The 24,680-nt window shown below is 60.2% G+C and carries 15 protein-coding genes, 2 tRNA genes and 3 rRNA genes; 13 read left to right on the plus strand and 7 right to left on the minus strand.

Annotation, left to right across the window (positions count from 1 at the left end; genetic code table 11):
- Positions 1-3: 3 nt before the first annotated feature.
- A complete protein-coding gene (locus ACEN9O_RS10675) occupies positions 4-1,443 on the plus strand; it encodes a DUF4214 domain-containing protein (RefSeq protein ID WP_495617520.1) in 1,440 nt (479 codons plus the stop codon).
- Between the two features lie 17 nt (positions 1,444-1,460).
- On the opposite strand, the gene ACEN9O_RS10680 is transcribed toward ACEN9O_RS10675, so the two are convergent.
- On the minus strand, positions 1,461-2,642 hold the full coding sequence (locus ACEN9O_RS10680; protein ID WP_495617521.1) for a sensor histidine kinase: 1,182 nt from the start codon (positions 2,640-2,642) through the stop codon (positions 1,461-1,463).
- Between the two features lie 113 nt (positions 2,643-2,755).
- Positions 2,756-4,120: a sodium-dependent transporter gene (locus ACEN9O_RS10685; RefSeq protein ID WP_495617522.1), complete on the minus strand. Its 1,365-nt coding sequence runs from the start codon at positions 4,118-4,120 to the stop codon at positions 2,756-2,758.
- Positions 4,121-4,548: 428 nt separating this feature from the next.
- Here ACEN9O_RS10685 and ACEN9O_RS10690 point away from each other — a divergent pair.
- From ACEN9O_RS10690 to ACEN9O_RS10720, 7 genes are all read left to right on the plus strand, one after another.
- A 16S ribosomal RNA gene (locus tag ACEN9O_RS10690) occupies positions 4,549-6,077 on the plus strand.
- 76 nt (positions 6,078-6,153) lie between these two features.
- Positions 6,154-6,230 (plus strand) — tRNA-Ile (locus ACEN9O_RS10695).
- Positions 6,231-6,241: 11 nt separating this feature from the next.
- Positions 6,242-6,317, plus strand: a tRNA-Ala gene (locus tag ACEN9O_RS10700).
- A gap of 220 nt (positions 6,318-6,537) precedes the next feature.
- Positions 6,538-9,410, plus strand: a 23S ribosomal RNA gene (locus tag ACEN9O_RS10705).
- A gap of 163 nt (positions 9,411-9,573) precedes the next feature.
- Positions 9,574-9,686 (plus strand): 5S ribosomal RNA (rrf, locus tag ACEN9O_RS10710).
- Together the 16S, 23S and 5S rRNA genes with 2 tRNA genes alongside form the textbook arrangement of a ribosomal RNA operon.
- Positions 9,687-9,943: 257 nt before the next feature.
- Positions 9,944-11,215: a L,D-transpeptidase Cds6 family protein gene (locus ACEN9O_RS10715; RefSeq protein ID WP_495617523.1), complete on the plus strand. Its 1,272-nt coding sequence runs from the start codon at positions 9,944-9,946 to the stop codon at positions 11,213-11,215.
- A gap of 68 nt (positions 11,216-11,283) precedes the next feature.
- Positions 11,284-12,444, plus strand: a complete 1,161-nt coding sequence (locus ACEN9O_RS10720; RefSeq protein WP_495617524.1) for a L,D-transpeptidase family protein — start codon at positions 11,284-11,286, stop codon at positions 12,442-12,444.
- 103 nt (positions 12,445-12,547) lie between these two features.
- Here the strand turns inward: ACEN9O_RS10720 and ACEN9O_RS10725 are convergent, their stop codons facing one another.
- The gene (locus ACEN9O_RS10725) at positions 12,548-13,009 is read right to left on the minus strand and encodes an acyloxyacyl hydrolase (RefSeq protein WP_495617525.1); all 462 of its coding nucleotides are present in this window, start codon (positions 13,007-13,009) and stop codon (positions 12,548-12,550) included.
- A 204-nt stretch (positions 13,010-13,213) separates the two neighbouring features.
- Between ACEN9O_RS10725 and ACEN9O_RS10730 the strand changes: the two genes are divergently transcribed.
- Entirely contained in the window at positions 13,214-14,110 is an 897-nt protein-coding gene (locus ACEN9O_RS10730) for an NAD(P)-dependent oxidoreductase (protein ID WP_495617526.1), read from the plus strand.
- Here ACEN9O_RS10730 and ACEN9O_RS10735 read toward each other — a convergent pair.
- Positions 14,107-15,300, minus strand: coding sequence for a M20 aminoacylase family protein (locus ACEN9O_RS10735; RefSeq protein ID WP_495617527.1), 1,194 nt, complete (start codon positions 15,298-15,300; stop codon positions 14,107-14,109). The two genes, ACEN9O_RS10730 and ACEN9O_RS10735, sit on opposite strands and share 4 nt — an antisense overlap.
- A 147-nt stretch (positions 15,301-15,447) precedes the next feature.
- On the opposite strand from ACEN9O_RS10735, the gene ACEN9O_RS10740 reads away from it, so the two are divergent.
- The 4 genes from ACEN9O_RS10740 to ACEN9O_RS10755 all read left to right on the plus strand — a co-directional run bounded on the left by ACEN9O_RS10740 (position 15,448) and on the right by ACEN9O_RS10755 (position 22,219).
- On the plus strand, positions 15,448-17,526 hold the full coding sequence (locus ACEN9O_RS10740; protein WP_495617528.1) for a molybdopterin-containing oxidoreductase family protein: 2,079 nt from the start codon (positions 15,448-15,450) through the stop codon (positions 17,524-17,526).
- Positions 17,527-17,535: 9 nt separating this feature from the next.
- Entirely contained in the window at positions 17,536-18,663 is a 1,128-nt protein-coding gene (locus tag ACEN9O_RS10745) for an aminopeptidase (protein WP_495617529.1), read from the plus strand.
- A gap of 190 nt (positions 18,664-18,853) precedes the next feature.
- On the plus strand, positions 18,854-20,545 hold the full coding sequence (locus ACEN9O_RS10750) for a long-chain-fatty-acid--CoA ligase (RefSeq protein ID WP_495617530.1): 1,692 nt from the start codon (positions 18,854-18,856) through the stop codon (positions 20,543-20,545).
- Between the two features lie 3 nt (positions 20,546-20,548).
- Positions 20,549-22,219, plus strand: coding sequence for a long-chain-fatty-acid--CoA ligase (locus ACEN9O_RS10755; RefSeq protein WP_495617531.1), 1,671 nt, complete (start codon positions 20,549-20,551; stop codon positions 22,217-22,219).
- 40 nt (positions 22,220-22,259) lie between these two features.
- On the opposite strand, the gene ACEN9O_RS10760 is transcribed toward ACEN9O_RS10755, so the two are convergent.
- The 3 genes from ACEN9O_RS10760 to ACEN9O_RS10770 are packed head-to-tail and all read right to left on the minus strand — an operon-like array spanning position 22,260 to position 24,655.
- On the minus strand, positions 22,260-22,556 hold the full coding sequence (locus ACEN9O_RS10760) for a hypothetical protein (RefSeq protein ID WP_495617532.1): 297 nt from the start codon (positions 22,554-22,556) through the stop codon (positions 22,260-22,262).
- A gap of 54 nt (positions 22,557-22,610) precedes the next feature.
- Positions 22,611-24,194, minus strand: coding sequence for an alkaline phosphatase D family protein (locus tag ACEN9O_RS10765; protein WP_495617533.1), 1,584 nt, complete (start codon positions 24,192-24,194; stop codon positions 22,611-22,613).
- Positions 24,195-24,205: 11 nt separating this feature from the next.
- Positions 24,206-24,655: an acyl-CoA thioesterase gene (locus ACEN9O_RS10770; RefSeq protein WP_495617534.1), complete on the minus strand. Its 450-nt coding sequence runs from the start codon at positions 24,653-24,655 to the stop codon at positions 24,206-24,208.
- Positions 24,656-24,680: the final 25 nt, after the last annotated feature.

Here is a 24,680-nt window from a genome sequence, read left to right on the forward strand (position 1 = left end):
ATCATGCAACGCAAACTACAATGGGCTTCCTTGAGCCTGATCGCCGCTGTGCTGACAGCTTGCGGCGGTTCGAATGTGGATAGTACCGCTCCACGCACCGCAGGGTTGCGCATGGGCGCCGCCGGACCGACCGCGCCGCCGACCGTGACCGCACATGCCGCACTGGTCCAGGCACTCTATCTGGCTTATTACGGTCGCGTCCCCGACAGTGGCGGCCTGGCCTACTGGACCGCAGTCTTCGATAACCTTAATCTGCCCTCTACCACGTCCACCTTGTACTCTGCCTATGGCAGCGATGCCACCGTCAAATCGGTGGTCGATGGATTTGGAAGAAGCACGGAAGCGTCCGACTTGTACGCCGGCACCAACGCCGAATTCGTTAATACTGTTTATATCAATTTATTTGGCCGCTATGCCGATGGCGGTATCCAGAATTTCTGGGTTGCCGCGTTGGACAGGCAAGCGATCACCCGGTCATTTGCAGCCCTGGCCATTCTGGTGGGCGCGCAAGGTGATGACCTGTCGGCCCTGGCAAAAAAGAACGAAGTGGCGACCCGTTTTGCGGCCGCGCTGAGCGCCGCGGGCTTGACGGATACTTCGCCTAAAGGCGTCATTGGCGTCGACCTGCTGGCCCAGGTCAATGCTGCCACCGATCTCGCGGCCTACCAGGCTGCGATTGACGCGGCAGTGCAGTCGATTGCCCAGGATATGGATCCTACGGCCAGCTTGCTACGATACTCTGCCTTCCAGAACGTCTATAGTGCGATCGCGACGCCAGTGCGGTACTGGCTGTCGTTCGGACGCGGGATAATTCCTATCCCTAGCGGTAAGCTGGAATTCGGCTTGGGCGAGCGCCAGATCGGCTTTGCCAAAATCCCGGGAGCGAACACCACGGTGTCATATGACGCCCCCATCGTCGCCTCATCGGCGATTGCCGGCCAGGCTGATGGCACATCTCCTGCGCTGCTGATGTTGTGCCAGGCCGTGACTGATGCGGCAACCAGCGTCGTCAGCAATAAATCGACGGACTTGCTGGTGCTGAATGCGGCGCAGATGGTTACCAATCCCAAGGAGCTGGCAGGGGTGACGCTGTCTACCTACCGCGAGGATTGCGGTGTCGTGACCACGCAAAATATTGTGTTCGATGCAGAGGGCGCCGCAACGGTGACCGATGCAAGCGGCGCCCACGCGTATCCGGTTGCATCGGTGCAGACAGCGTTGAATGGCGTGCTGGCTGGCAGTCTGACGGTCAAGGATCTTTCCTGGCGCGCTTATCGCTACGTCAAGGCAGACGGCTCGGTCAAGTATGCGATCATTAGCCGGACGATGTCGCACATGGGCGTCCCGCCGGACATGCCGACTGTCACCGCCGCTGCCGCTGCAAGTACCGCCTCAAGTGTCGCGGCCGGGGTGGGCGCGCTGTCGTTGTGGTCGCAGGAATAGCGGACATGGCGCCGGCGCTAGCGCGTCGGCGCCAGCATCGGCAGCGTCAGGGTAAACCGGGTGCCGCCGCCGGGCTCGCTAACAACGTCGATGGTGCCGCCCAGGATTTCGGTGACGATGTTGTGGACGATATTCAGGCCCAGGCCGGAGCCGCCTACCCCCATCTTGGTGGTGAAGAAGGGATCGAAGATGCGCGGCAGATAGTCCTTCCGGATGCCGACGCCGTGATCCTCAACCGACAGCGTTACCAGGCCCTGCGGGGAGAGGCTGGCCGAGATGTCGATCAGGCCTTCGCCGCGGCCTTCGTAGCCGTGCAGGATGGCGTTGTTGATCAGGTTGGTGAGCACCTGGCCGATGGGGCCGGGGTAGCTTTCCATCATCAGGTCCGGCGGTATCCGCTGCTGGATCACGAACGGGGTGCGCTTGATGGTCGGCTGCAATGTCAGCACATTGCCGGTCACCACCTCGGCCAATAAAAAGCTGCGTCGTTGCGAACTGGTCTGGTCGACCGCCACCTGCTTGAAGTTGGTGACGATGTCCGCCGCGCGGTGCAGATTGCGGCTCAGGATATCCACCGACAGCTGCGCATTCTGGATGTAATGTTCAAACTCCTTGCGCGTGATGCCGCCTTCCTTGGCCAGGTGTTTGGTGATGTCGCCGGTCTGCATTTCAAACGTGGTGGCGGCCATCAGGCTGTTGCCGATCGGTGTGTTCAGCTCGTGCGCGATGCCGGCTACCATCGCCCCCAATCCGGCCAGGCGTTCGTTGCGCACCAGATCTTCGCGCGCCTTGTCCAGCGTGGAGATCATGTCCTGCAATTCGCGGTTGGCGCGGCGCAGCGCCAGATGGGTATTGATGCGCGCGAGGACCTCTTCGATCTGGAATGGCTTGGTGATGTAGTCCACGCCGCCGGCATCGAAGCCGGTGACTTTTTGCTTGGGGTCGGTCAAGCCCGTCATGAAGATGACCGGGATATCCTTGGTGGCTTTGCCGGCCTTGAGGCGCCGGCAGGCTTCGAAGCCGTCGATGCCGGGCATGACGACATCGAGCAGGATCAGATCGGGCTCGGCAAATTCCGCGCGCATCAAACCCTCGGCGGCGGTCTGCGCCAGCACGATCATGAAGCCGTGCCGTTCAAGCCGGTCCAGCAGGGCCGCCAGGTACGAAAGAGAATCGTCGACGATGAGTATTGTCGGCATCGGCACTACGGGGATCTCGCTCTGGTTCATCATGCAGCCTGAGGATATTCACGGTCAGGACAGTATATGCATCCTGCTTCGGCGGTGGTGAAAAAAGAGCGAGAGCGTTGCGGCTATAACAAATTCAAGCCCTTCAACATTACCAAAAGAATCAGCACTGGCGAGACATGGCGCAGCAGGAAGAAGACGATGCGCATTGTGCTCCGATTGCCCAGGGTGCCCTGGTTCGACAATGCCTGGCCGAACCGGTCCGCGCCCCATATCCAGCCCACGAATATCGCTAGCAAGATGCCACCCAGCGGCAGCAGTAAGTTGGATGAGACGAAGTCGAACAGGTCGAACATATTCATGCCGAACAGCTTGAAATCGGCCAGCACATTGTTGGTCAACGCGCAGCTGGAGCCGAGCAGCATCAGGCCGGCGATGGTCAGCAGCGTGGCCTCCGCACGGCTAAGGCCGAAACGTTCGTGCAGGATCACCACCGGCACTTCCATCAGTGACAGCATCGCACCGGTGGCCGCCACCGATGCCAGCACGAAGAAGGCGACCATCAATAACTGGCCACCGGGAATCTGCGAGAACACGGCGGGAATGGTGATGAACACCAGCGCCGGACCGGCCGCCGGTTCGAAGCCGAAAGTAAACACGGCCGGGAAGATCGCGATGCCCGCCAGCATGGAGACGCACAGGTCGGCAGCCATTACCCGGAGCGTCGTCTGCGGGATGTTCTGGTCGTCGCGGAAGTAGGAGCCGTAGGTCATCATCGTCCCCATGCCCAGCGACAGCTTGAAGAACGCCAGACCCATCGCGGTCAGGATGACGCCCGCCGTGATCTTGCTGAAGTCGGGACGGAACAGGAAGGCCAGGCCGTCGACCGCCTTGTCCAGCGACAGGCTGACCGCGCACAGCACCAGCAACAGCAGGAACAGGATGGGCATCAGTTTCTTGGCGATGCCTTCGATGCCTTTAGTTACGCCCATCAGCAAGATGCCGCCGATGAAGGCCAGCACACCCCATTGCCACAATAGCGATTGCACCGGATCGGCGATCAGTGCGCTGAAAGCGCCTTCGGTGACGTGGCGGTCGCTGCTCAGGATGGAGCCGCCGATGGCCTTGAGTACATAGGCGAATACCCAGGCCACCACTTCGGAATAGAAGGAGAGGATGAGGAAGGCCGCTGCCATGCCGGCCACGCCGACCAGCCACCACGGTAGGCCTTTTTTCGGGCTGAGATTTTGTAGCGCCGTGATCGGATTCGCTTTCGCCGCGCGGCCCATCGTGATCTCCGCAATCATGACGGGCAGGCCGATGACCAAGGTGGCGAGCAGGTAGATCAACAGGAAGCCGGCGCCGCCGTTAGCGCCGGTCAGATAAGGGAACTTCCATATATTGCCAAGGCCTACGGCCGAACCCAGCGTCGCCGCGAGTACGCCGAAGCTGGAGCTGAAGCCGCCGCGCTTGATGATGTGATTGGTCATTGAGTGCATTCCTGCCTGTACATAAAAAGGGCGCGATTGTAGCAGCTCGAAAAAAGGCCTTGCAGAGCTGGAGGGGGCTTTGCTATAGTTCGCCCCCTCGCGGAACACAGCACATGTTGCTGAGTGAAGCGAGAAAAAGTAGGGGTTGACGAAACGATCTAAACGCTTCATACTCTTTCTTCTTCGCTGACGGACACAACGCTCCGCAGCAAACGCAGTACCGAATAAGTTCTTTAAAAATTAACAGTCGATAAGTGTGGACGTTTGATGAAAGTGCACACGCTGCTTCGGTAGCGTGAAACTTAAAATATCAAATGTTCACAAGAAGTAATGAAATAGGCGCTACGAAAATAGTGGCCTGTCAGTATTTTGAGTGAGCGACCCGTCAGCAATGACGGTGCTACGAAAGTAGCAAATAAACAGAGATTAAACTGAAGAGTTTGATCCTGGCTCAGATTGAACGCTGGCGGCATGCCTTACACATGCAAGTCGAACGGCAGCGCGGGGCAACCTGGCGGCGAGTGGCGAACGGGTGAGTAATATATCGGAACGTACCCTGGAGTGGGGGATAACGTAGCGAAAGTTACGCTAATACCGCATACGATCTAAGGATGAAAGTGGGGGATCGCAAGACCTCATGCTCCTGGAGCGGCCGATATCTGATTAGCTAGTTGGTAGGGTAAAAGCCTACCAAGGCATCGATCAGTAGCTGGTCTGAGAGGACGACCAGCCACACTGGAACTGAGACACGGTCCAGACTCCTACGGGAGGCAGCAGTGGGGAATTTTGGACAATGGGCGCAAGCCTGATCCAGCAATGCCGCGTGAGTGAAGAAGGCCTTCGGGTTGTAAAGCTCTTTTGTCAGGGAAGAAACGGTGGGGGCTAATATCCCCTGCTAATGACGGTACCTGAAGAATAAGCACCGGCTAACTACGTGCCAGCAGCCGCGGTAATACGTAGGGTGCAAGCGTTAATCGGAATTACTGGGCGTAAAGCGTGCGCAGGCGGTTTTGTAAGTCTGTCGTGAAATCCCCGGGCTCAACCTGGGAATGGCGATGGAGACTGCAAGGCTAGAGTTTGGCAGAGGGGGGTAGAATTCCACGTGTAGCAGTGAAATGCGTAGATATGTGGAGGAACACCGATGGCGAAGGCAGCCCCCTGGGTCAAAACTGACGCTCATGCACGAAAGCGTGGGGAGCAAACAGGATTAGATACCCTGGTAGTCCACGCCCTAAACGATGTCTACTAGTTGTCGGGTCTTAATTGACTTGGTAACGCAGCTAACGCGTGAAGTAGACCGCCTGGGGAGTACGGTCGCAAGATTAAAACTCAAAGGAATTGACGGGGACCCGCACAAGCGGTGGATGATGTGGATTAATTCGATGCAACGCGAAAAACCTTACCTACCCTTGACATGGCTGGAATCCCTGAGAGATTGGGGAGTGCTCGAAAGAGAACCAGTACACAGGTGCTGCATGGCTGTCGTCAGCTCGTGTCGTGAGATGTTGGGTTAAGTCCCGCAACGAGCGCAACCCTTGTCATTAGTTGCTACGAAAGGGCACTCTAATGAGACTGCCGGTGACAAACCGGAGGAAGGTGGGGATGACGTCAAGTCCTCATGGCCCTTATGGGTAGGGCTTCACACGTCATACAATGGTACATACAGAGGGCCGCCAACCCGCGAGGGGGAGCTAATCCCAGAAAGTGTATCGTAGTCCGGATTGTAGTCTGCAACTCGACTGCATGAAGTTGGAATCGCTAGTAATCGCGGATCAGCATGTCGCGGTGAATACGTTCCCGGGTCTTGTACACACCGCCCGTCACACCATGGGAGCGGGTTTTACCAGAAGTAGGTAGCTTAACCGCAAGGAGGGCGCTTACCACGGTAGGATTCGTGACTGGGGTGAAGTCGTAACAAGGTAGCCGTATCGGAAGGTGCGGCTGGATCACCTCCTTTCTAGAGTAGCACTGGTCTTCGGACTACTCATCAAGCGTTCACACTTATCGACTGTCAATATTAAAGAACAGCATTTGGGGCTGTAGCTCAGCTGGTTAGAGCACCGTGTTGATAACGCGGGGGTCGTTGGTTCGAGTCCAACCAGCCCTACCAGTCTTACCCATGGGGGATTAGCTCAGCTGGGAGAGCACCTGCTTTGCAAGCAGGGGGTCGTCGGTTCGATCCCGTCATCCTCCACCAAAAGTTCAAACGTAAGCATAGATGCTTAGGTTTGGTCTTTTAGAGATCAAGTGCTGTACGTTCTTTAACAATCTGGAAGAAGTAAGTAGATTTTTATGTATCGTTCTGCGGTAACACGCAGAATGATGGGTAATGATTGTATGTATCAACAAACGCAACAACGTAGTACTTCTTATTCCTATAAACGCTCCTTGTTTAGTCGCAGGGGCTAACGTTATAGGGACAAGTGAATAAGTGCACATGGTGGATGCCTTGGCGATTACAGGCGATGAAGGACGTAGTAGCTTGCGATAAGCTGCGGGGAGCTAGCAAACAAGCTTTGATCCGCAGATTTCCGAATGGGGAAACCCGGCCTTTTAGGTCATTGCATACTGAATACATAGGTATGCAAAGCGAACGCGGCGAACTGAAACATCTAAGTAGCTGCAGGAAAAGAAATCAACCGAGATTCCCAAAGTAGTGGCGAGCGAAATGGGATGAGCCTGCACGTTTTAGCATGACGCATAACAGAATCCACTGGAAATTGGAGCCATAGCGGGTGATAGCCCCGTATGTGAAATGCGATGTGTGGAACTAAGCGTGCGACAAGTAGGGCGGGACACGAGAAATCCTGTCTGAATATGGGGGGACCATCCTCCAAGGCTAAATACTCGTAATCGACCGATAGTGAACCAGTACCGTGAGGGAAAGGCGAAAAGAACCCCGGGAGGGGAGTGAAATAGATCCTGAAACCGTGTGCATACAAACAGTAGGAGCGGACTTGTTCCGTGACTGCGTACCTTTTGTATAATGGGTCAGCGACTTACATTCAGTGGCAAGGTTAACCAGATCGGGAAGCCGTAGAGAAATCGAGTCCGAACAGGGCGATAGTCGCTGGGTGTAGACCCGAAACCAAGTGATCTACTCATGGCCAGGATGAAGGTGCGGTAACACGCACTGGAGGTCCGAACCCACTAATGTTGAAAAATTAGGGGATGAGCTGTGGGTAGGGGTGAAAGGCTAAACAAACTTGGAAATAGCTGGTTCTCTCCGAAAACTATTTAGGTAGTGCCTCAAGTATCACCATCGGGGGTAGAGCACTGTTATGGCTAGGGGGTCATCGCGACTTACCAAACCATTGCAAACTCCGAATACCGATGAGTGCGAGCTTGGGAGACAGACGTCGGGTGCTAACGTCCGGCGTCAAGAGGGAAACAACCCAGACCGCCAGCTAAGGTCCCAAAGATTGGCTAAGTGGAAAACGAAGTGGGAAGGCTAAAACAGTCAGGATGTTGGCTTAGAAGCAGCCATCATTTAAAGAAAGCGTAATAGCTCACTGATCGAGTCGTCCTGCGCGGAAGATGTAACGGGGCTAAGCCAGTCACCGAAGCTGCGGATATCCGTAAGGATATGGTAGGAGAGCGTTCTGTAAGCCTGCGAAGGTGTCTTGTAAAGGATGCTGGAGGTATCAGAAGTGCGAATGCTGACATGAGTAGCGATAATGGGGGTGAAAAGCCCCCACGCCGTAAGCCCAAGGTTTCCTGTTCAACGTTCATCGGAGCAGGGTGAGTCGGCCCCTAAGGCGAGGCAGAGATGCGTAGCTGATGGGAAGCAGGTTAATATTCCTGCACCGTCGTATGATGCGATGGGGGGACGGATCGCGGAAGGTTGTCTGACTGTTGGAATAGTCAGTTTCTGGTTCATAGAAGGCGCTTAGGCAAATCCGGGCGCGTAATTCAAGGGACTGGGACGAGGCACTTAGGTGCTGAAGCAATCGGAAGTGGTTCCAAGAAAAGCCTCTAAGCTTCAGTCATACGAGACCGTACCGCAAACCGACACAGGTGGGCGAGATGAGTATTCTAAGGCGCTTGAGAGAACTCGGGAGAAGGAACTCGGCAAATTGGTACCGTAACTTCGGGAAAAGGTACGCCCTTGTAGCTTGGCTGATTTACTTCAGTAGGGCGAACGGGTTGCAATAAACTGGTGGCTGCGACTGTTTAATAAAAACACAGCACTCTGCAAACACGAAAGTGGACGTATAGGGTGTGACGCCTGCCCGGTGCTGGAAGATTAAATGATGGGGTGCAAGCTCTTGATTGAAGTCCCAGTAAACGGCGGCCGTAACTATAACGGTCCTAAGGTAGCGAAATTCCTTGTCGGGTAAGTTCCGACCTGCACGAATGGCGTAACGATGGCCACACTGTCTCCTCCCGAGACTCAGCGAAGTTGAAGTGTTTGTGATGATGCAATCTACCCGCGGCTAGACGGAAAGACCCCATGAACCTTTACTGTAGCTTTGCATTGGACTTTGAATCAATCTGTGTAGGATAGGTGGGAGGCTTTGAAGCGGGGACGCCAGTTCTCGTGGAGCCATCCTTGAAATACCACCCTGGTTCATTTGAGGTTCTAACCTTGGCCCGTTATCCGGGTCGGGGACAGTGCATGGTAGGCAGTTTGACTGGGGCGGTCTCCTCCTAAAGTGTAACGGAGGAGTTCGAAGGTACGCTAGTTACGGTCGGACATCGTGACGATAGTGCAATGGCATAAGCGTGCTTAACTGCGAGACTGACAAGTCGAGCAGGTACGAAAGTAGGACATAGTGATCCGGTGGTTCTGTATGGAAGGGCCATCGCTCAACGGATAAAAGGTACTCTGGGGATAACAGGCTGATTCCTCCCAAGAGTTCATATCGACGGGGGAGTTTGGCACCTCGATGTCGGCTCATCACATCCTGGGGCTGTAGCCGGTCCCAAGGGTATGGCTGTTCGCCATTTAAAGTGGTACGTGAGCTGGGTTTAAAACGTCGTGAGACAGTTTGGTCCCTATCTGCCGTGGGCGTTGGAAATTTGAAGGGGGCTGCTCCTAGTACGAGAGGACCGGAGTGGACAGACCTCTGGTGTACCGGTTGTCACGCCAGTGGCATTGCCGGGTAGCTAAGTCTGGAAGAGATAACCGCTGAAAGCATCTAAGCGGGAAACTTGCCTTAAGATGAGATTTCCCAGAGCCTTGAGCTCTTTGAAGGGTCGTTCGAGACCAGGACGTTGATAGGTCAGGTGTGGAAGTGCAGTAATGCATTAAGCTAACTGATACTAATTGCCCGTACGGCTTGTCCCTATAACCTTAGCAGGTTATGGTGAATGAGAAGTACGTTGTAACGTTCGTTGATACAACTTCATTACCTAAAATATTTACTACATAAACGATATAAATCGTTTATAATACTTCCTCCAGATTCTTGGCGGCGCGGAAAAAGACGCGACGCTAGTACAAGTCAATGCCTGATGACCATAGCAAGTTGGTCCCACCCCTTCCCATCCCGAACAGGACCGTGAAACAACTCTGCGCCGATGATAGTGCTGCAACCAGTGTGAAAGTAGGTTATCGTCAGGCTAGTTATATAAAAACCCCACCCGGTGATCCAGGTGGGGTTTTTTGCTTTCGGCATCCATTTTTTTGTGAAAAAAGAGGCATATAAGATACAAGCTAGATTTTGATCTACGGAAACGAAAGGTGTACCATGTGTGCTTTCGTGCTTGCTTCAGACCTCAATGAAAAATAATACAGCCCCAACAATGCTGTACCGTGCCCTGGCGTCCGCCGGCATCGTAGTAAGCCTCTTCGCGCTTGCGCCTGCACGTGCCGATGAGATGGCCGACGTTAGCAAACTGGCCAAGGCCGGCAAGTTTGTCGAGGCACTGAACAAGACCAACGAATACCTGAGCAAGCACCCATCCGATCCGCAAATGCGTTTCATGAAGGGCGTGCTGCTGACCGAGCAAAACAAATCGGACGAGGCGATCGCGGTATTCACCAAACTGACCGAAGATTACAAAGACCTGCCGGAACCGTACAACAACCTGGCCGTGCTGTATGCGGCCAACGGCCAGTACGACAAGGCGCGCATCTCACTGGAAAAAGCAATCCGCACCAATCCAAGCTATATGACGGCCTATGAGAACCTGGGCGACGTCTATGGCAAGATGGCCAGCCAGGCCTACGACAAGGCGCTGGCGCTGGGTTCGAACAATGCGCCGCCGGCCAAGTCCAAGCTGACGCTGCTGCGGAACTTCTCCAGCAGCACCGGCGCCAAGTTCGGTGCGCCGGAGATCGCAGCAGCGGCGCCTGCGTCTGTACCAGCGCCTGCGCCAGCGCCGCAACACGTGGCCCAGGCGGCGGCACCACGCACCGCAACCAATGCCGCGCCGCCGTTGATTTCGCAAATTCCTGCCGATACCGGCAAGTCCACTTCGCTGCAACGCATACCGTCGCTGTCGGTCACGCCGCCAGCACCGACGCCGGCGCCGGCAGTCAAAGTGGCTGCGGCGCCCGTGCCAGCCCCGGTTGCTGCCAAGCCGCTCGTGCCCGCGCCTGTACCGACGCCGGTTCCAGCCAAGCCCGCAGCACCAGCGCCTGCGCCGGTGCTGGCCAAGGTTGAACCACCGAAGCCCGTACCCGCGCCCGTGCCGGCTAAAGCTGCACCAGTGGTGGTCGCCCAAGCCGAGCCGGCCAAGCCGGCTAAAGTGGAGCCGCCGAAACCGGCTAAACCCGAACCGGAAAAAGCCGCCAAGCCGGATACGTCCGAACGCGATGCGGTGCTGGCCCAGGTTCATGGCTGGGCCAAGGCCTGGACTTCGCAGAACGTCGATTCCTACCTCGGTTACTATAGCCAGGAGTTCGAGCCGCCCAAAGGTTTGTCGCGCAAGGCCTGGGCCGATGAGCGCCGGGCCCGCATTGAAGGCAAGGGCCGCATCCATGTCGAGGTGGGCGGGCCGGAAGTGGTTGTGAATGGCAATACGGCCAAAGTCACCTTCCGCCAGACCTATGAATCGGATCGCCTCACCGCAAGAAGCCGGAAGACGCTCGTGCTGATCAAAAATGGTGGAAAATGGCAGATTAAGCAGGAAGCCTCGGGTAGCTGATGTCACACTTTAGATTTTCGCAACACTGGCGCGCCAGTGGCTTGCTTTGCGTCCTCCTCCTCGGTGTAGTGGGAGGAACAGCCAGTTACGCCGCAAAAAAGCCGCAACGGGCGCCGGTCGTCCGTAAAGCCAATCCCGAAGAGCTGCTCTCCGACATCTACAAAGAACTGTCCCAGCACAATCTGCGCCTGGCCCAGCAGAAGGCCGATGCGCTGGTGGTGGCCTATCCCAATTTCCGCCTGGGCCACCTGGTCCGCGGCGACATCCTGTTGATGCATACCCGCGAAGTGAGCGTGCTGGGCGCCGCCGTGCCGCCGGCCGAAGCGTCCAAGCTGGCGGACTTGCGGCGCGAGGCGGCCGTGCGCATGCAGGCCGAGCCTGGCCGGCCGTCGGCGGCGCTGCTGCCGCGCGCGCTGCTGCAGATGCGCAAGGACCAGAAGCACGCGCTGATCGTCGACGCCAAGCATTCGCGCCTCTACCTGTACGAGAACCGCAACGACCAGATCCGCCTGCTGTCCGACTTCTACGTCAGCCAGGGCAAGCTGGGCATCAACAAGCTGAAGGAAGGCGATATGCGCACGCCGGTCGGCGTGTACTACATCATCGGCCATTTGCCGGGCGTGAAGCTGCCCGACATGTACGGCAAGGGCGCGCTGCCGCTCGACTATCCGAACGACTGGGACAAGGCGCAGGGCCGCAGCGGCTCCGGCATCTGGGTGCACGGCACGCCGCCGGAAACCTTCAGCCGCCCGCCGCTGTCGACCGACGGCTGCGTGGTGGTCAGCAACGACGACCTGAACACGCTGACCCGCACGGTGGAAATCGGCAAGACGCCGATCCTGATCGGTGACCAGGTCGAGTTCGTCAGCAAGGAACAGATGGAGCGCGATCTGCGGGTGGCCAGCTCGCTGGTGGAAGCCTGGCGTCGCGACGTCGAGAACCGCGACGATGCCGGCCTGCGCGCGCTGTATTCGCCGCGCTTCAAGTCGGCGGCCGATGAGGATGTGAACGCATGGCTGGACAAGAACCGCTTCCTGCCGGGCGCCAAGAAGATCAGCGTGACCGTGACCGAGCCGAGCTACTTCCGCCAGCCTAGCCAGGAAGAGGTCATCGTCAGCAATTTCACGCAGCAGATCGTGGTTGGCAAATACCGCCACGCCGTGCGCAAGAAACAGTACTGGGCCAAGGAAGGCAAGAGCTGGAAGATCGTCGCCGAATCGAACGTATAAATAAAAAACAACGGGGTCAAGTCTGACATTCGGACACGAACTCTACCGTAGCTGGCGTTACGGTAGAGTTCGTGTCCGAATGTCAGACTTGACCCCGTTTTTATCAGAAGTGATATGCCGCTTTGACTTCGAGGAGGTTGATGCCGGTGTTGGGCTTCTTGTAACCGCCATTCGAGAAGTGCTGGATCTTGCCGCCGATTTCCCAGTTGTTGTCGAACACGTAGCCGATGCCGATCTGGTCGCCGAACTGGAAGTGGGTCGACAAACGATAGGTGTCGTTGTCGTACAGCTTGGAGAAGCGGTGCACGCCGATGCCGGCTTCGTAGTAGATGCCCTTCTTGTTGTCATTCTCGAAGCGGAACACCGGCGTGAAGCCGACATCCCACAGGTGAGCGGTGTTGCCCGAAATATTCTGGTATTGGCTTTCCTTCCACAGACCGGCGCTGGCTTCCCAGTAGCCGCTCAGGTGGGTGCCGTTCGACTGGAACCAGCGTGCGCTCCAATCCTTGGCGGCGCTGAAACGCACCATTTGCACCTTGGCGGCGCTGCCATAATCGATGGCCACGGAATCGACCAGTTTGTCATCGGCGTACGCGCCCTGGACGGCGGTTAGTGCTATTACTGCTGCAGCAATTAATTTTTTCGCGAACATAGTATCCTTGCAATGTAAGTGCTGTATCTCATATTTATACGGCTGTCCTGATTGTACCGGGGTTCTTAAAATAATTCCGGGGGTCAGTCGTTTTGACTTTTTTCTCAGGAGTTGGAATTGTCTACGCGAATTGCCTTTCTCGGTATTGGCTTGATGGGGGACCCGATGGTGCGGCGCCTGCTGGCGGCCGGCCATGCGGTGACTGCCTGGAACCGCACTTATTCCAAGGCCGCCGCGCTGGCCGCTGCCGGCGCGCACGCGGTGGCGGACCTGGCCGAGGCGGTGCGCGACGCGGACATCGTCATCTCCATGCTGGAGGCCGGCCCCATTGTCGGTACCGTGATGCGGCAGGCCTTGCCGGCGCTGGCGCCGCACGCGCTGTGGGTGGACATGAGCTCGACCCGTCAAGCGGAGGCGCAGGAGTTCCACGCGTTGCTGGCGGCGCAGGGCCGGCGCTTTGTCGACGCGCCGGTGTCCGGCGGCGTGGGCGGCGCGGCGGCCGGTACGCTGGCCATCATGGCGGGCGGCTGCGCGCAAGATTTCGCAGAGATCGAACCAGTGCTGGCGGCCATGGGCCGGCCGACGCTGGTGGGCCCGGCCAGCAGCGGCCAGGTGGCCAAGCTGTGCAATCAGCTGATCGTCGGCGCCACCATCAACATCGTGGCCGAGGCCTTGCTGCTGGCGCAGGCGGCCGGCGCCGATCCGGCAGCGATGCGGGCGGCGATACGCGGCGGTTTCGCCGAGAGCAAGATCCTCGATGTGCACGGCCAGCGTATGCTGGAGCGGAATTTTGTCGCCGGCGGCCAGGTGAAGACGCAGCTGAAAGACCAGCGCAACATCCTGGCGGCGGCGGAAGCGGCCGGCATCACCTTGCCGGTGACGCAGCTGGTGACCGAGCGCTATCAGGCGCTGGCGGAGACCGTGCCGCAGGCCGATCATTCGGCGGCGCTGCTGGGACTGGAAGCCTTGAATCCCGGGCAGCGCGTCGGCACCGCCCCGGACCAGCTGGCTTAAGCGAGCGGCAGGCTGGTCTCGGCCAGGCGCACCCAGAAGCTGGCGCCGATCGGCAGCAGGTTGTCGTTGAAGTCGTAGCTGCCGTTGTGCAGCACGCACGGACCGAGGCCGTGGCCGCCGTCGCGGTGGTCGCCCTCGCCGTTGCCGATGAAGACGTAGCAGCCCGGCTTTTTCTGCAGGAAGAACGCGAAGTCTTCCGCGCCCATGGTCGGCTCGACCTGGTCGTCGACCTTGTCCGCGCCCACCACCGACTTCATCACCTCCACCGCGAACCTGGTCTCGGCCGGATGGTTGACCAGCGGCGGGTAGTTGCGGCGGAACTTGAACTCCACCTCGGCGCCGAACGCGGCCGCCGTGTGCCGGGCGATCTCGCCCATGCGCTGCTCGATCATGTCCAGCACCGGCTGGGTGAAGGTGCGCACCGTGCCGACCAGTTCGGCTTCATCGGGGATCACATTGGTGGCGCTGCCGGCATGGATTTGCGTGATCGACAGCACCGCCGTATCCAGCGGGCTCTTCTGGCGGCTGATGATGGTCTGCCAGCTCTGCGCGATCTGCACCGCCACCATCACCGGATCGATGCCCTTGTGTGGCTGGGCCGCGTGCGCGCCCTTGCCCTTGACGGTGACGTAGAACTCGTTACTGGAGGCCATCATCGGCCCCTCGACCACACTCATCGTGCCGGCCGGCGCGCCCGGCCAGTTGTGCATGCCGTAGATCGCGTCCATCGGACATTGCTCGAACAGGCCGTCCTCGATCATGCGGCGCGCGCCGGCGCCGCCTTCCTCGGCCGGCTGGAAAATGAGGTAAACCGTTCCGTCGAAATTGCGGTGCTCGGCCAGGTGCTTGGCCGCGCCCAGCAGCATGGCGGTGTGGCCGTCGTGGCCGCAGGCGTGCATCTTGCCGGGATGGCGCGAGGCGTGGGCGAAGGTGTTTATTTCCTGCATCGGCAGCGCGTCCATGTCGGCGCGCAGGCCGATGGCGCGCTGGGAACTGCCATGCTTGATGATACCGACCACGCCGGTCAGGCCCAGGCCGCGGATCACCGGGATGCCCCATTCGCTCAGCTTGTCGGCGACGAGCTCGGAGGTGCGTTGTTCTTCGTAGCACAGCTCGGGATGGGCGTGCAGGTCACGCCGGATTTGCTGTATTTCAGATTGAAATGCAATGATGGGATCAACTAGTTTCATCTGCTTCTCCAATGTCGGGTTCGCTTGCCTTTTGGGCATCGAGATCAGCCATTGTAGCCCTTGTCACGCAAACAAATCCAGCGTGTCCGGAATGGTCGCCATATCGTTTACCATGGTGCTTTCAGTCCATGCTTTGGGATCTATGACATGACAAGCACACAAGTCCGCGCGACCTGCCCGCACGACTGCCCCGACACCTGCGCGCTGCTGGTGACGGTGGAGGATGGCGTGGCCACCGCCGTCAAGGGCGACCCCGACCATCCGACCACCGCCGGCGTGCTGTGTACCAAGGTGGCACGCTACACCGAGCGCACCTACCACGAGGATCGCCTGCTGCATCCGCTGCGCCGCGTCGGCAAGAAGGGCGAGGGCAAGTTCGAGCGCATCAGCTGGGACGAGGCGCTCGACACCATCGCGGCCCGCCTCAGGCCGATCGCCGCGCGCGCGCCGGAAGCGATCCTGCCGTACAGCTACTGCGGCACCATGGGCCTGGTGCAGGGCGAGTCGATGTCGTCGCGCTTCTTCAACCAGATCGGCGCCTCGCTGCTGGACCGCACCATTTGCGCGACGGCGGGCGCCACCGGCTACAAGTACACCATCGGCGGTTCGATCGGAACTGACCTGGAGCAGTTCCAGAACGCCAAGCTGATCCTGATTTGGGGCGGCAATCCGATCGCTTCCAACCTGCACTTCTGGACCCGCGCGCAGGAAGCCAAGCGCAACGGCGCCAGGCTGATCGCCATCGATCCCTACCGTTCGCTGACGGCGGAGAAGTGCCACCAGCACATCGCGCTGCTGCCCGGCACCGACGCCGCGCTGGCGCTGGGCCTGATGCACGTGCTGATCGCCGAAGACCTGCTCGACCACGACTACATCGCACAGCACACGCTGGGCTTCGAGCAGCTGAAACAACGCGCGGCGGAATGGACGCCGGAACGCACGGCGGAAACCTGCGGCATCAGCGTGGCCGAAGTGGTCGACCTGGCGCGGCTGTACGGCGGCATGGCGCGCGCCGGCGAGCCGGTGGCGATCCGCACCAACTACGGCGTGCAGCGCGTGCGCGGCGGCGGCATGTCGGTGCGCTGCATCGCCTGCCTGCCGGCGCTGGTGGGCGCGTGGCGCCATGCGGCCGGCGGCATCCAGCTGTCGTCCAGCGGCTCGTTCCCGACCAACAAGGCGGCGCTGCAACGGCCGGACCTGCTGAAGCAGCAGCCGCGCACCATCAACATGACCACCATCGGCGACGACCTGCTGCGCGCGAGCTCGCCGGAGTTCGGGCCGGAAGTGGAGGCGGTGATCGTCTACAACGCCAACCCGCTGGCGATCGCGCCGGACTCGGCCAAGGTCATGGCCGGCTTCGCGCGCGAGGATTTGTTCACCGTGGTGCTGGAGCACTTCCAGACCGACACCGTGGACTACGCCGACATCGTGCTGCCGGCCACCACGCAACTGGAGCACGTCGACGCCCACACCGCCTACGGCCACCTGTACATGATGGCCAACAACGCCGCCATCGCGCCGATGGGCGAGGCCAAGGCCAACACGGAAATCTTCCGCCTGCTGGCGGCGCGCATGGGCTTTGACGATCCCTGCTTCCAGGACAGCGACGACCAGCTGGCGGCCATGGCCTTCAACACGCAGGATGCCCGGGCCGTCAACTTCGATTGGGAATCGCTGAAGCAAAAGGGCTGGCAGAAACTCAACATGCCCGACGCGCCGTTCGCGCATGGCGGCTTCCCCACGCCGTCCGGCAAGTGCGAGTTTTATTCCGCCGCGATGGCGGCCGACGGACTCGATCCGCTGCCCGCGTATCTGCCGCCGTACGAATCGGTGGCCAGCAATCCCGAGCTGGCTAAGCGCTATCCGCTGGCGATGATTTCTCCACCCGCGCGCAACTTCCTCAACTCCACTTTCGTCAACGTCAAAAGCCTGCGTTCGGCGGAGGGCGAGCCGCACCTGGACATCCACCCCGACGACAGCGCGACGCGCGGCATCGCCGACGGCGACATGGTGCGCATCTTCAATGACCGCGGCACGTTCATCGCCAAGGCGCGGGTGACGGACAAGGCGCGCGCGGGCCTCGTTGTAGGCTTGTCAGTGTGGTGGAAAAAACTAGGCAGGGATGGTAAAAACGCCAATGAGGTTACCAGCCAACAGTTGACCGATATGGGCCGCGCACCAACTTTTTACGATACACTGGTACAAGTCGAAAGAGTCGCTGCTTGAAGGTAATGTATGCGCAACTTAGCCCGCCGAATCGTCCGCGCCAGATACTGGGTCGCGGCGGGCTGCGCGGCACTCATGCTGGCTGGTTGCGCTCAACTGAAGTACTACATGCAAGCCGCCCAAGGCCAGTATGCGCTGTGGTCGGACGCCCGTCCGATTGAAGACTGGCTGGGCGATCCGTCCACCGATCCCCAACTCAAGGCCCGCCTGGAAAAAGCGTTGTTGATACGCCGCTTCGCCGTCAAGGAACTGGGCCTGCCCGACAACGCCAGCTATAAAAACTACGCCGCGCTGACGCGCCCCTTCGTGCTGTGGAATGTGGTGGCGACGCCGGAGCTGTCGCTGCGTCCGATCCAGTGGTGCTTCCCGATCGCCGGCTGCGTCAGCTATCGCGGCTACTACAGCAAGGAAGATGCGATGGCCTACGCGGAAGAGCTGCGCAAGGAGCACGACGACGTCCAGGTCGGCGGCGTGCCGGCGTATTCCACGCTGGGCTGGTTCAGCGATCCGCTGCTGTCGACCTTCATCAACTATTCCGACGCGGAACTGGCGCGCATGGTGTTCCACGAGCTGGCGCACCAGGTGGTGTACGTGCAGGGCGACTCGCAGTTCAACGAAGGCTTCGCGACGGCGGTGGAGGAGGCCGGCGTGGCGCGCTGGCTGGAGCTGTACGGCACCGATCCGATGCGCGAGGCCTACACCCGCTACAACGCGCGCCGCCAGGATTTCCTCGAGCTGCTGGTGCGTCACCGTAAGATGCTGGCCGACACCTACGCCAGCAAGACCAGCACCCGCCACAAGCGGGCCGAGAAGGCGCGCATCTTCGCCCACCTGAAAACCGAGTACCAGAAGTTGAAGGACAGCTGGGGCGGCTACGCCGGTTACGACCGCTGGTTTGCCGAGCCGTTGACCAACGCTCACCTCAGCGCTGTGGGAACTTACCACGATTATCTGCCCGCCTTCCGTTCCCTGCTAAAGCAGGAACGAACGTTCGTGCGATTTTATGTTGCAGTGCAAAAATTAGCTTCTCTTGATCTAGTTCAACGTCAGCAGCAGCTGCAGCAACTGGGCCGCCCGGTAATGCTCAACGCGGAGACCACCAAGCAGCCGGACACCGCATCGGAAGGCATGCATTGATGTTGCAATGCAGCATAAAAAGCCGTTAGAAGCCGCGTTCAAATATGGTTAAATGCGCTTGCGTCTGAGCTTGCTGCCCGATAGCATCGTTATAAGTAGGCTCCGGAAGTTCGCATAGACGAATCCCCCGACCCTGAACCGGCACTGTGCGCCGGACCTTACAACGATAATTCGAGACACGAGGCACAGGATGGAAAAAATCTGGTTGAAGTCGTACCCGCCCGGCATGCTGACGGAGGTCGACACGAGCCAATACCGCTCGCTGGTGCAGTTGATGGAAGAATCCTTCCACAAGTTCGCAGACCGCAACGCCTACGTCTGCATGGACAAATTCCTCACCTATGCCGAAGTGGATGCGTATTCCAAACGCCTGGGCGCCTGGTTGCAAAGCCGCGGCATGAAGAAGGGCGCGCGGGTCGCCGTCATGATGCCGAACGTGTTGCAGTATCCGATCGCCATCGCCGCCATCCTGCGCGCCGGCTACACCGTGGTCAACATCAACCCGCTGTACACGCCGCGCGAACTGGAGCACCAGCTCAACGACTCGGGCAGCGAAGCCATCCTGATTCTGGAAAATTTTGCGACCACGCTGGAGCAGGTGCTGGGCCGCACACAGGTCAAGCACATCGTGGTGGCCAGCATGGGCGAGATGCTCGGCGGCCTCAAGGGCGCGCTGGTCAACTTCGTGGTGCGCAGCATCAAGAAGATGGTGCCGCCGTTCTCGCTGCCGAACGCGGTGCGCTTCAAGGACGCGCTGTCGCAGGGCGGCCGCATGAAGCTGACGCCGGTGTCGATCGAACCCACCGATCCGGCCTTCCTGCAGTACACGGGCGGCACCACCGGCGTCTCCAAGGGCGCCACGCTGACGCACCGCAACCTGGTGGCCAACCTGCTGCAGAACGAGGCGTGGTCCAAGCCGGCGCTGGGCAATGTGACCGAACAGATCACCATCGTCTGCGCGCTGCCGCTGTACCACATCTTCGCGCTGACCTGCTGCGCGATGTGGGGCACGCGGGTCGGCGCGCTGAACATCCTGATCCCGAACCCGCGCGACATCGGCGGCTTCATCAAGGAGCTCAGCAAATACAAGTTCAACATGCTGCCGGCGGTGAATACGCTGTACAACGCGCTGTTGAACCATCCGTCGTTCGGCCACCTGGACTTCTCCGGACTGAAGATCTGCAACGGCGGCGGCATGGCGGTACAGCAGGCCGTCAACGATAAATGGCTGAAGGTGACGGGCGTGTCCATCATCGAAGGCTATGGCTTGTCCGAGACGTCGCCGGTGGCTACCTGCAACCGCGCCGACAGCTCGGCCTTCACCGGCACCATCGGTTTGCCGGTACCGTCGACCGACATCGCTATCCTCGATGACGACGGCAACGAGGTGGCGTTGGGCCAGCCGGGCGAGATCGCGATCCGCGGTCCGCAGGTGATGGCCGGCTACTGGAACCGGCCGGACGAAACCGCCAAGGTCATGACGGCCGACGGCTATTTCAAATCCGGCGATGTCGGCGTGATGGACGAGAACGGCTTCGTCAAAATCGTCGACCGCAAGAAGGACATGATCCTGGTGTCCGGCTTCAACGTCTATCCGAACGAGCTGGAGGGCGTGATCGCTGCGCACCCCGGCGTGCTGGAATGTGCCTGCATCGGCGTGCCGGACGAGCACTCCGGCGAGGCGGTCAAGGTATTCGTGGTGCGCAAGGATCCGAACCTGACGGTCGAGCAGTTGATGGCTTATTGCAAAGAACAATTTACCGGCTATAAAAAGCCAAAATATATCGAGTTCCGCGAGGAGCTGCCCAAAACCAATGTCGGGAAAATCCTGCGGCGCGTGCTGCGTGATGAACCACCCGGCCAAAATAAGAAAGCTGCATAAGACATGGAAAAAATTTGGCTGAAGTCCTACCCCGAAGGCGTGCCCGCTGAAATCGACAGCACGCAGTACCGCTCGGTGACGCACCTGCTGGAGGAATCGTTCCGCAAGTTTGCCGACCGCAACGCCTACGTCTGTATGGACAAGTTCGTCACCTACGGCGAGCTCGACAAGCTGTCGCTGCAAATGGGCGCCTGGCTGCAAAGCAAGGGCCTGAAGCCGGGCGCGCGCGTGGCCATCATGCTGCCGAACGTGCTGCAATATCCGGTGGCGATGGCGGCCATCCTGCGCGCCGGCTACACGGTGGTCAACGTCAACCCGCTGTACACGCCGCGCGAGTTGCAGCACCAGCTGGTGGACTCCGGCTCGGAAGCGATCATCGTGCTGGAAAACTTCGCCACCACGGTGGAGCAGGTGGTCAAGCACACCCAGGTCAAGCACGTGATCGTCGCCACCATGGGCGACATGCTGGGCACGCTGAAGGGCACGCTGGTCAACTTCGTGGTCCGTAATGTCAAGAAGATGGTGCCGGCGTTCTCGCTGCCGAGCGCGGTCTCGTTCAAGCAGGTGCTGGCCGAGGGCTCGCGCCTGACGCTCAACCCGGTCAAGCAGGGCCATGATGACATCGCCTTCCTGCAATACACCGGCGGCACCACCGGCGTGTCCAAGGGCGCCGTGCTGCTGCACCGTAACATCATCGCCAACGTGCTGCAGAACGAGGCCTGGCTGCAATTCAAGCCGCAGGCCGAGCAGCTGGTGTTCGTGTGCGCGCTGCCGCTGTACCACATCTACTCGCTGACCATCAGCGCCTTCATGGGCATGCGCATGGGGGGTATGAACCTGCTGGTGCCGAATCCGCGCGACATTCCCGGCTTCGTCAAGGAGCTGGGCAAGTACCGCGTGGCCGTGTTCCCCGCGGTGAATACGCTGTACAACGCGCTGCTCAACAACGCCGAATTCGCCAAGCTGGACTTCTCCTCGTACTCGGTCTGCAACGGCGGCGGCATGGCCGTGCAGCAGGCCGTGGCCGACCGCTGGCTCAAGCTGACCGGCACGCCGATCATCGAAGGCTACGGCATGTCGGAAACCTCGCCGGTGGCCACCGCCAACCGCGTCGACATCAAGGAATTCACCGGCACCATCGGCCTGCCGATTCCATCGACCGACGTCTGCATCCTGGACGACGACGGCAACGCGCTGCCGCTGGGCGCGACCGGCGAGATCGCCATCCGCGGCCCGCAGGTGATGGCCGGCTACTGGAACCGTCCGGACGAAACCGCCAAGTCGATGACGGCCGACGGCTTCTTCAAGACCGGCGACGTCGGCATCATGAACGAGCAGGGCTTTACCCGCATCGTCGACCGCAAAAAGGACATGATCATCGTCTCCGGCTTCAACGTCTATCCGAACGAAGTGGAAGGCGTGGTGGCCTCGCATCCGGGCGTGCTGGAAGTGGCGTGCATTGGCGTGCCGGACAAGAATTCCGGCGAAGCAGTCAAGCTGTTCGTGGTGCGCAAGGACCCGAACCTGACCGCCGAGCAGCTGCTGGACTTCTGCAAGCACGAACTGACCGCGTACAAGAAGCCGAAGTACATCGAGTTCCGCGACGAGCTGCCGAAGACCAACGTCGGCAAGATCCTGCGCCGCCAGCTGCGCGACGAAAAAGTCGCCGCGTAAGCAAAAAAAATCGCCTGCTGAGACAGGCGATTTTTTTATCCTAGTGGTGGTCGAAACGCGGCCCTTTCCTGATGCAAGCGAGCCGCTTGTCCCTCATGGCGGCGGCCAGCCGCTGCCGCACCTCATGATCGTGATCGATATATCCTTCGACGTTGGCCTTGCGGGCGCAATCGGCCCAGTGCTGGTCGTCGACGTCCTGCAGCCTTTCAAACTCGGCCAGTGACAGCACGACCACGGGATCGCGGTCGGCCTGTTCAACGACTATCGTCTGCGTCAGAGCCTGATGCAAATAGCTATCCAGCTCCTGCGCAATTTCACTCTCTGTTACTTTCAACATGTAGCGCCTCCATACGGTGATGGTCTAGCCAGTATAGGCCGTGTCGGCCCCGATTCAAGCGCTAACCAGTCCGGGCCGGCCGTCGCGCACCAGGAAGCTGGCGATGGTCTTGATGGGGCTGGTTGGGGCGGCGACATCGTCCAGGGCCAGGAACAAGGTCGTGGTGTCGGCCGGCGTGATGTTGAGCAGCATGAAGCCGCGCTTGTCGCTGCGGCCGTACTTGATGCTGTGGTTCATGGCGACATACTGCTCGGTGCGCGCTTGCGGACGCGACGGCGAGGTCACCGAGGTGCCGACGAACTCGGTGGCGATGACGGGATTGGCGGCCGAATGCGGGCGCGTGGGAATACGGTTGAGCTCGGCCGCGAAAAAGCTGTGGACGTCGCCGCCCAGTACCAGCGGGTTGCTGGCCTTGCTCGCGTGCAGCGCGTCGAACAGGCGCTGGCGCGCCGCCGGGTAGCCGTCCCAGCCGTCGGTCCAGAAGCGGCCGTCGGATTCATTGGCGATCGGCACCTGGCTGTTCTGCGCCATCAGCGTTTGCTGCGCCAGGATGTTCCAGCGCGCCGGCGACGATGCCAGCCCTTGCTCCAGCCAGCGCTGCTGCTCGGTGCCCAGCATGGTGCGGCCGGGATCGATCAGCGCCGGGCAGTCGCGCCTGAGCACGGAGCTGGAGCCGCCGCGCCCGGCCGGCGTGCAGGCATGGTGGGAGCGGTACTGGCGATCGTCCAGCACATGGAAGCGCGCCAGCCGGCCCCAGTCGTAGCGCTGGTACATGCGCAGATGGGCGAAGTCGGCCGGCGGCAGGCGCAGCGGCATGTGCTCGTAGAAGGCCTGGTAGGCGGCCGCGCGGCGCTCGGGGAAGTGCGGGTCCAGCCGCTCATCGCGGTCGCTGCCGTAATCGTTGGCGACCTCGTGATCGTCCCAGGTCACGATCCACGGCGCGGCCAGGTGGGCGGCCTGCAAATCGCGGTCGGTCTTGTACTGGGCGTAGCGGGCGCGGTAATCGGCCAGCGAGAAGCTCTCAGCGGTCCGTAGCGCCGTTTGCGGATGCTGGAGCTGGTACGGCCCCCACTCGTAGATGTAATCGCCCAGGAAGGCCACCAGATCGGGCGCTGCGGCCGCGATGTGGCGGTGCGCCGCGTAGCTGCCGAACTCCCAGTGCTGGCACGAGGCCACGGCCAGTTTCAACTGGTCCGGCATGGCGCTGGCGGCGGGCGCGGTGCGCGTGCGGCCGACCGGGCTGACGGCGTTGCCCAGCATGAAGCGGTACCAGTACCAGCGCGCCGGCGCCAGGCCGGTGACGTCGACGTGCACGCTGTGCGCCAGCTCCGGCGCGGCGCTGGCCGTGCCTTTGGCGACGATGCGGCTGAAGCGCTCATCCTCGGAGACTTCCCAGCGCACGCTGAACGCCAGCTGCGGCGTGGCGGCCGCGTTGAGCGGATCGTGCAGGATGCGGGTCCAGATGATGACGGCGTCCGGCAGCGGTGAACCGGAGGCGACGCCGAGGCTGAACGGATAGGCGTTGCTGGCGCTGGCAGGCGCGGCTTGGAGGGCGCCTGCGCCGCAGGAGAGGGCCAGCGCAGTCAATGGCAAAGCGCGGCCGGCGGTGAGCAGGAATGTGCGGCGGGGCTGCTGCATGCCGCGCGGGATCAGGAGCGGATCAGCGTTTCGATCGGCGGCACCTTGCGCGGCTTGCGGTCCGAGTCGGTGGCGACGTAGGTCAGCGTGGCTTCGGTGACCTTGACGGTGCAGGCCTGCAGGCGGTTGCGCTCGGCATACACCTCGACGTTGACGGTGATGGATGTATTGCCAACCTTGACAATATCAGCATAAAACGACAGCAGGTCGCCCACGAACACGGGGTTCTTGAACACGAAAGAGTTCACCGAGATGGTCGCGACGCGGCCGTTGGCGCGGCGGGTGGCCGGCAGCGAGCCGGCGATGTCGACCTGGGCCATGATCCAGCCGCCGAACACATCGCCGTAGACGTTGGCGTCGGACGGCGCCGGCATCATGCGCAATTCCGGCATTTTCCCCGCTGGCAGGCCGCGGTTGACGGTTTCGACTTTGATGGTGGTGGGATTTTCGGGGGTGGTCATCGTGAATTCTCTTGAAGGGCTACAA

The sequence above is a fragment of the Duganella sp. Dugasp78 genome, assembly GCF_059491455.1.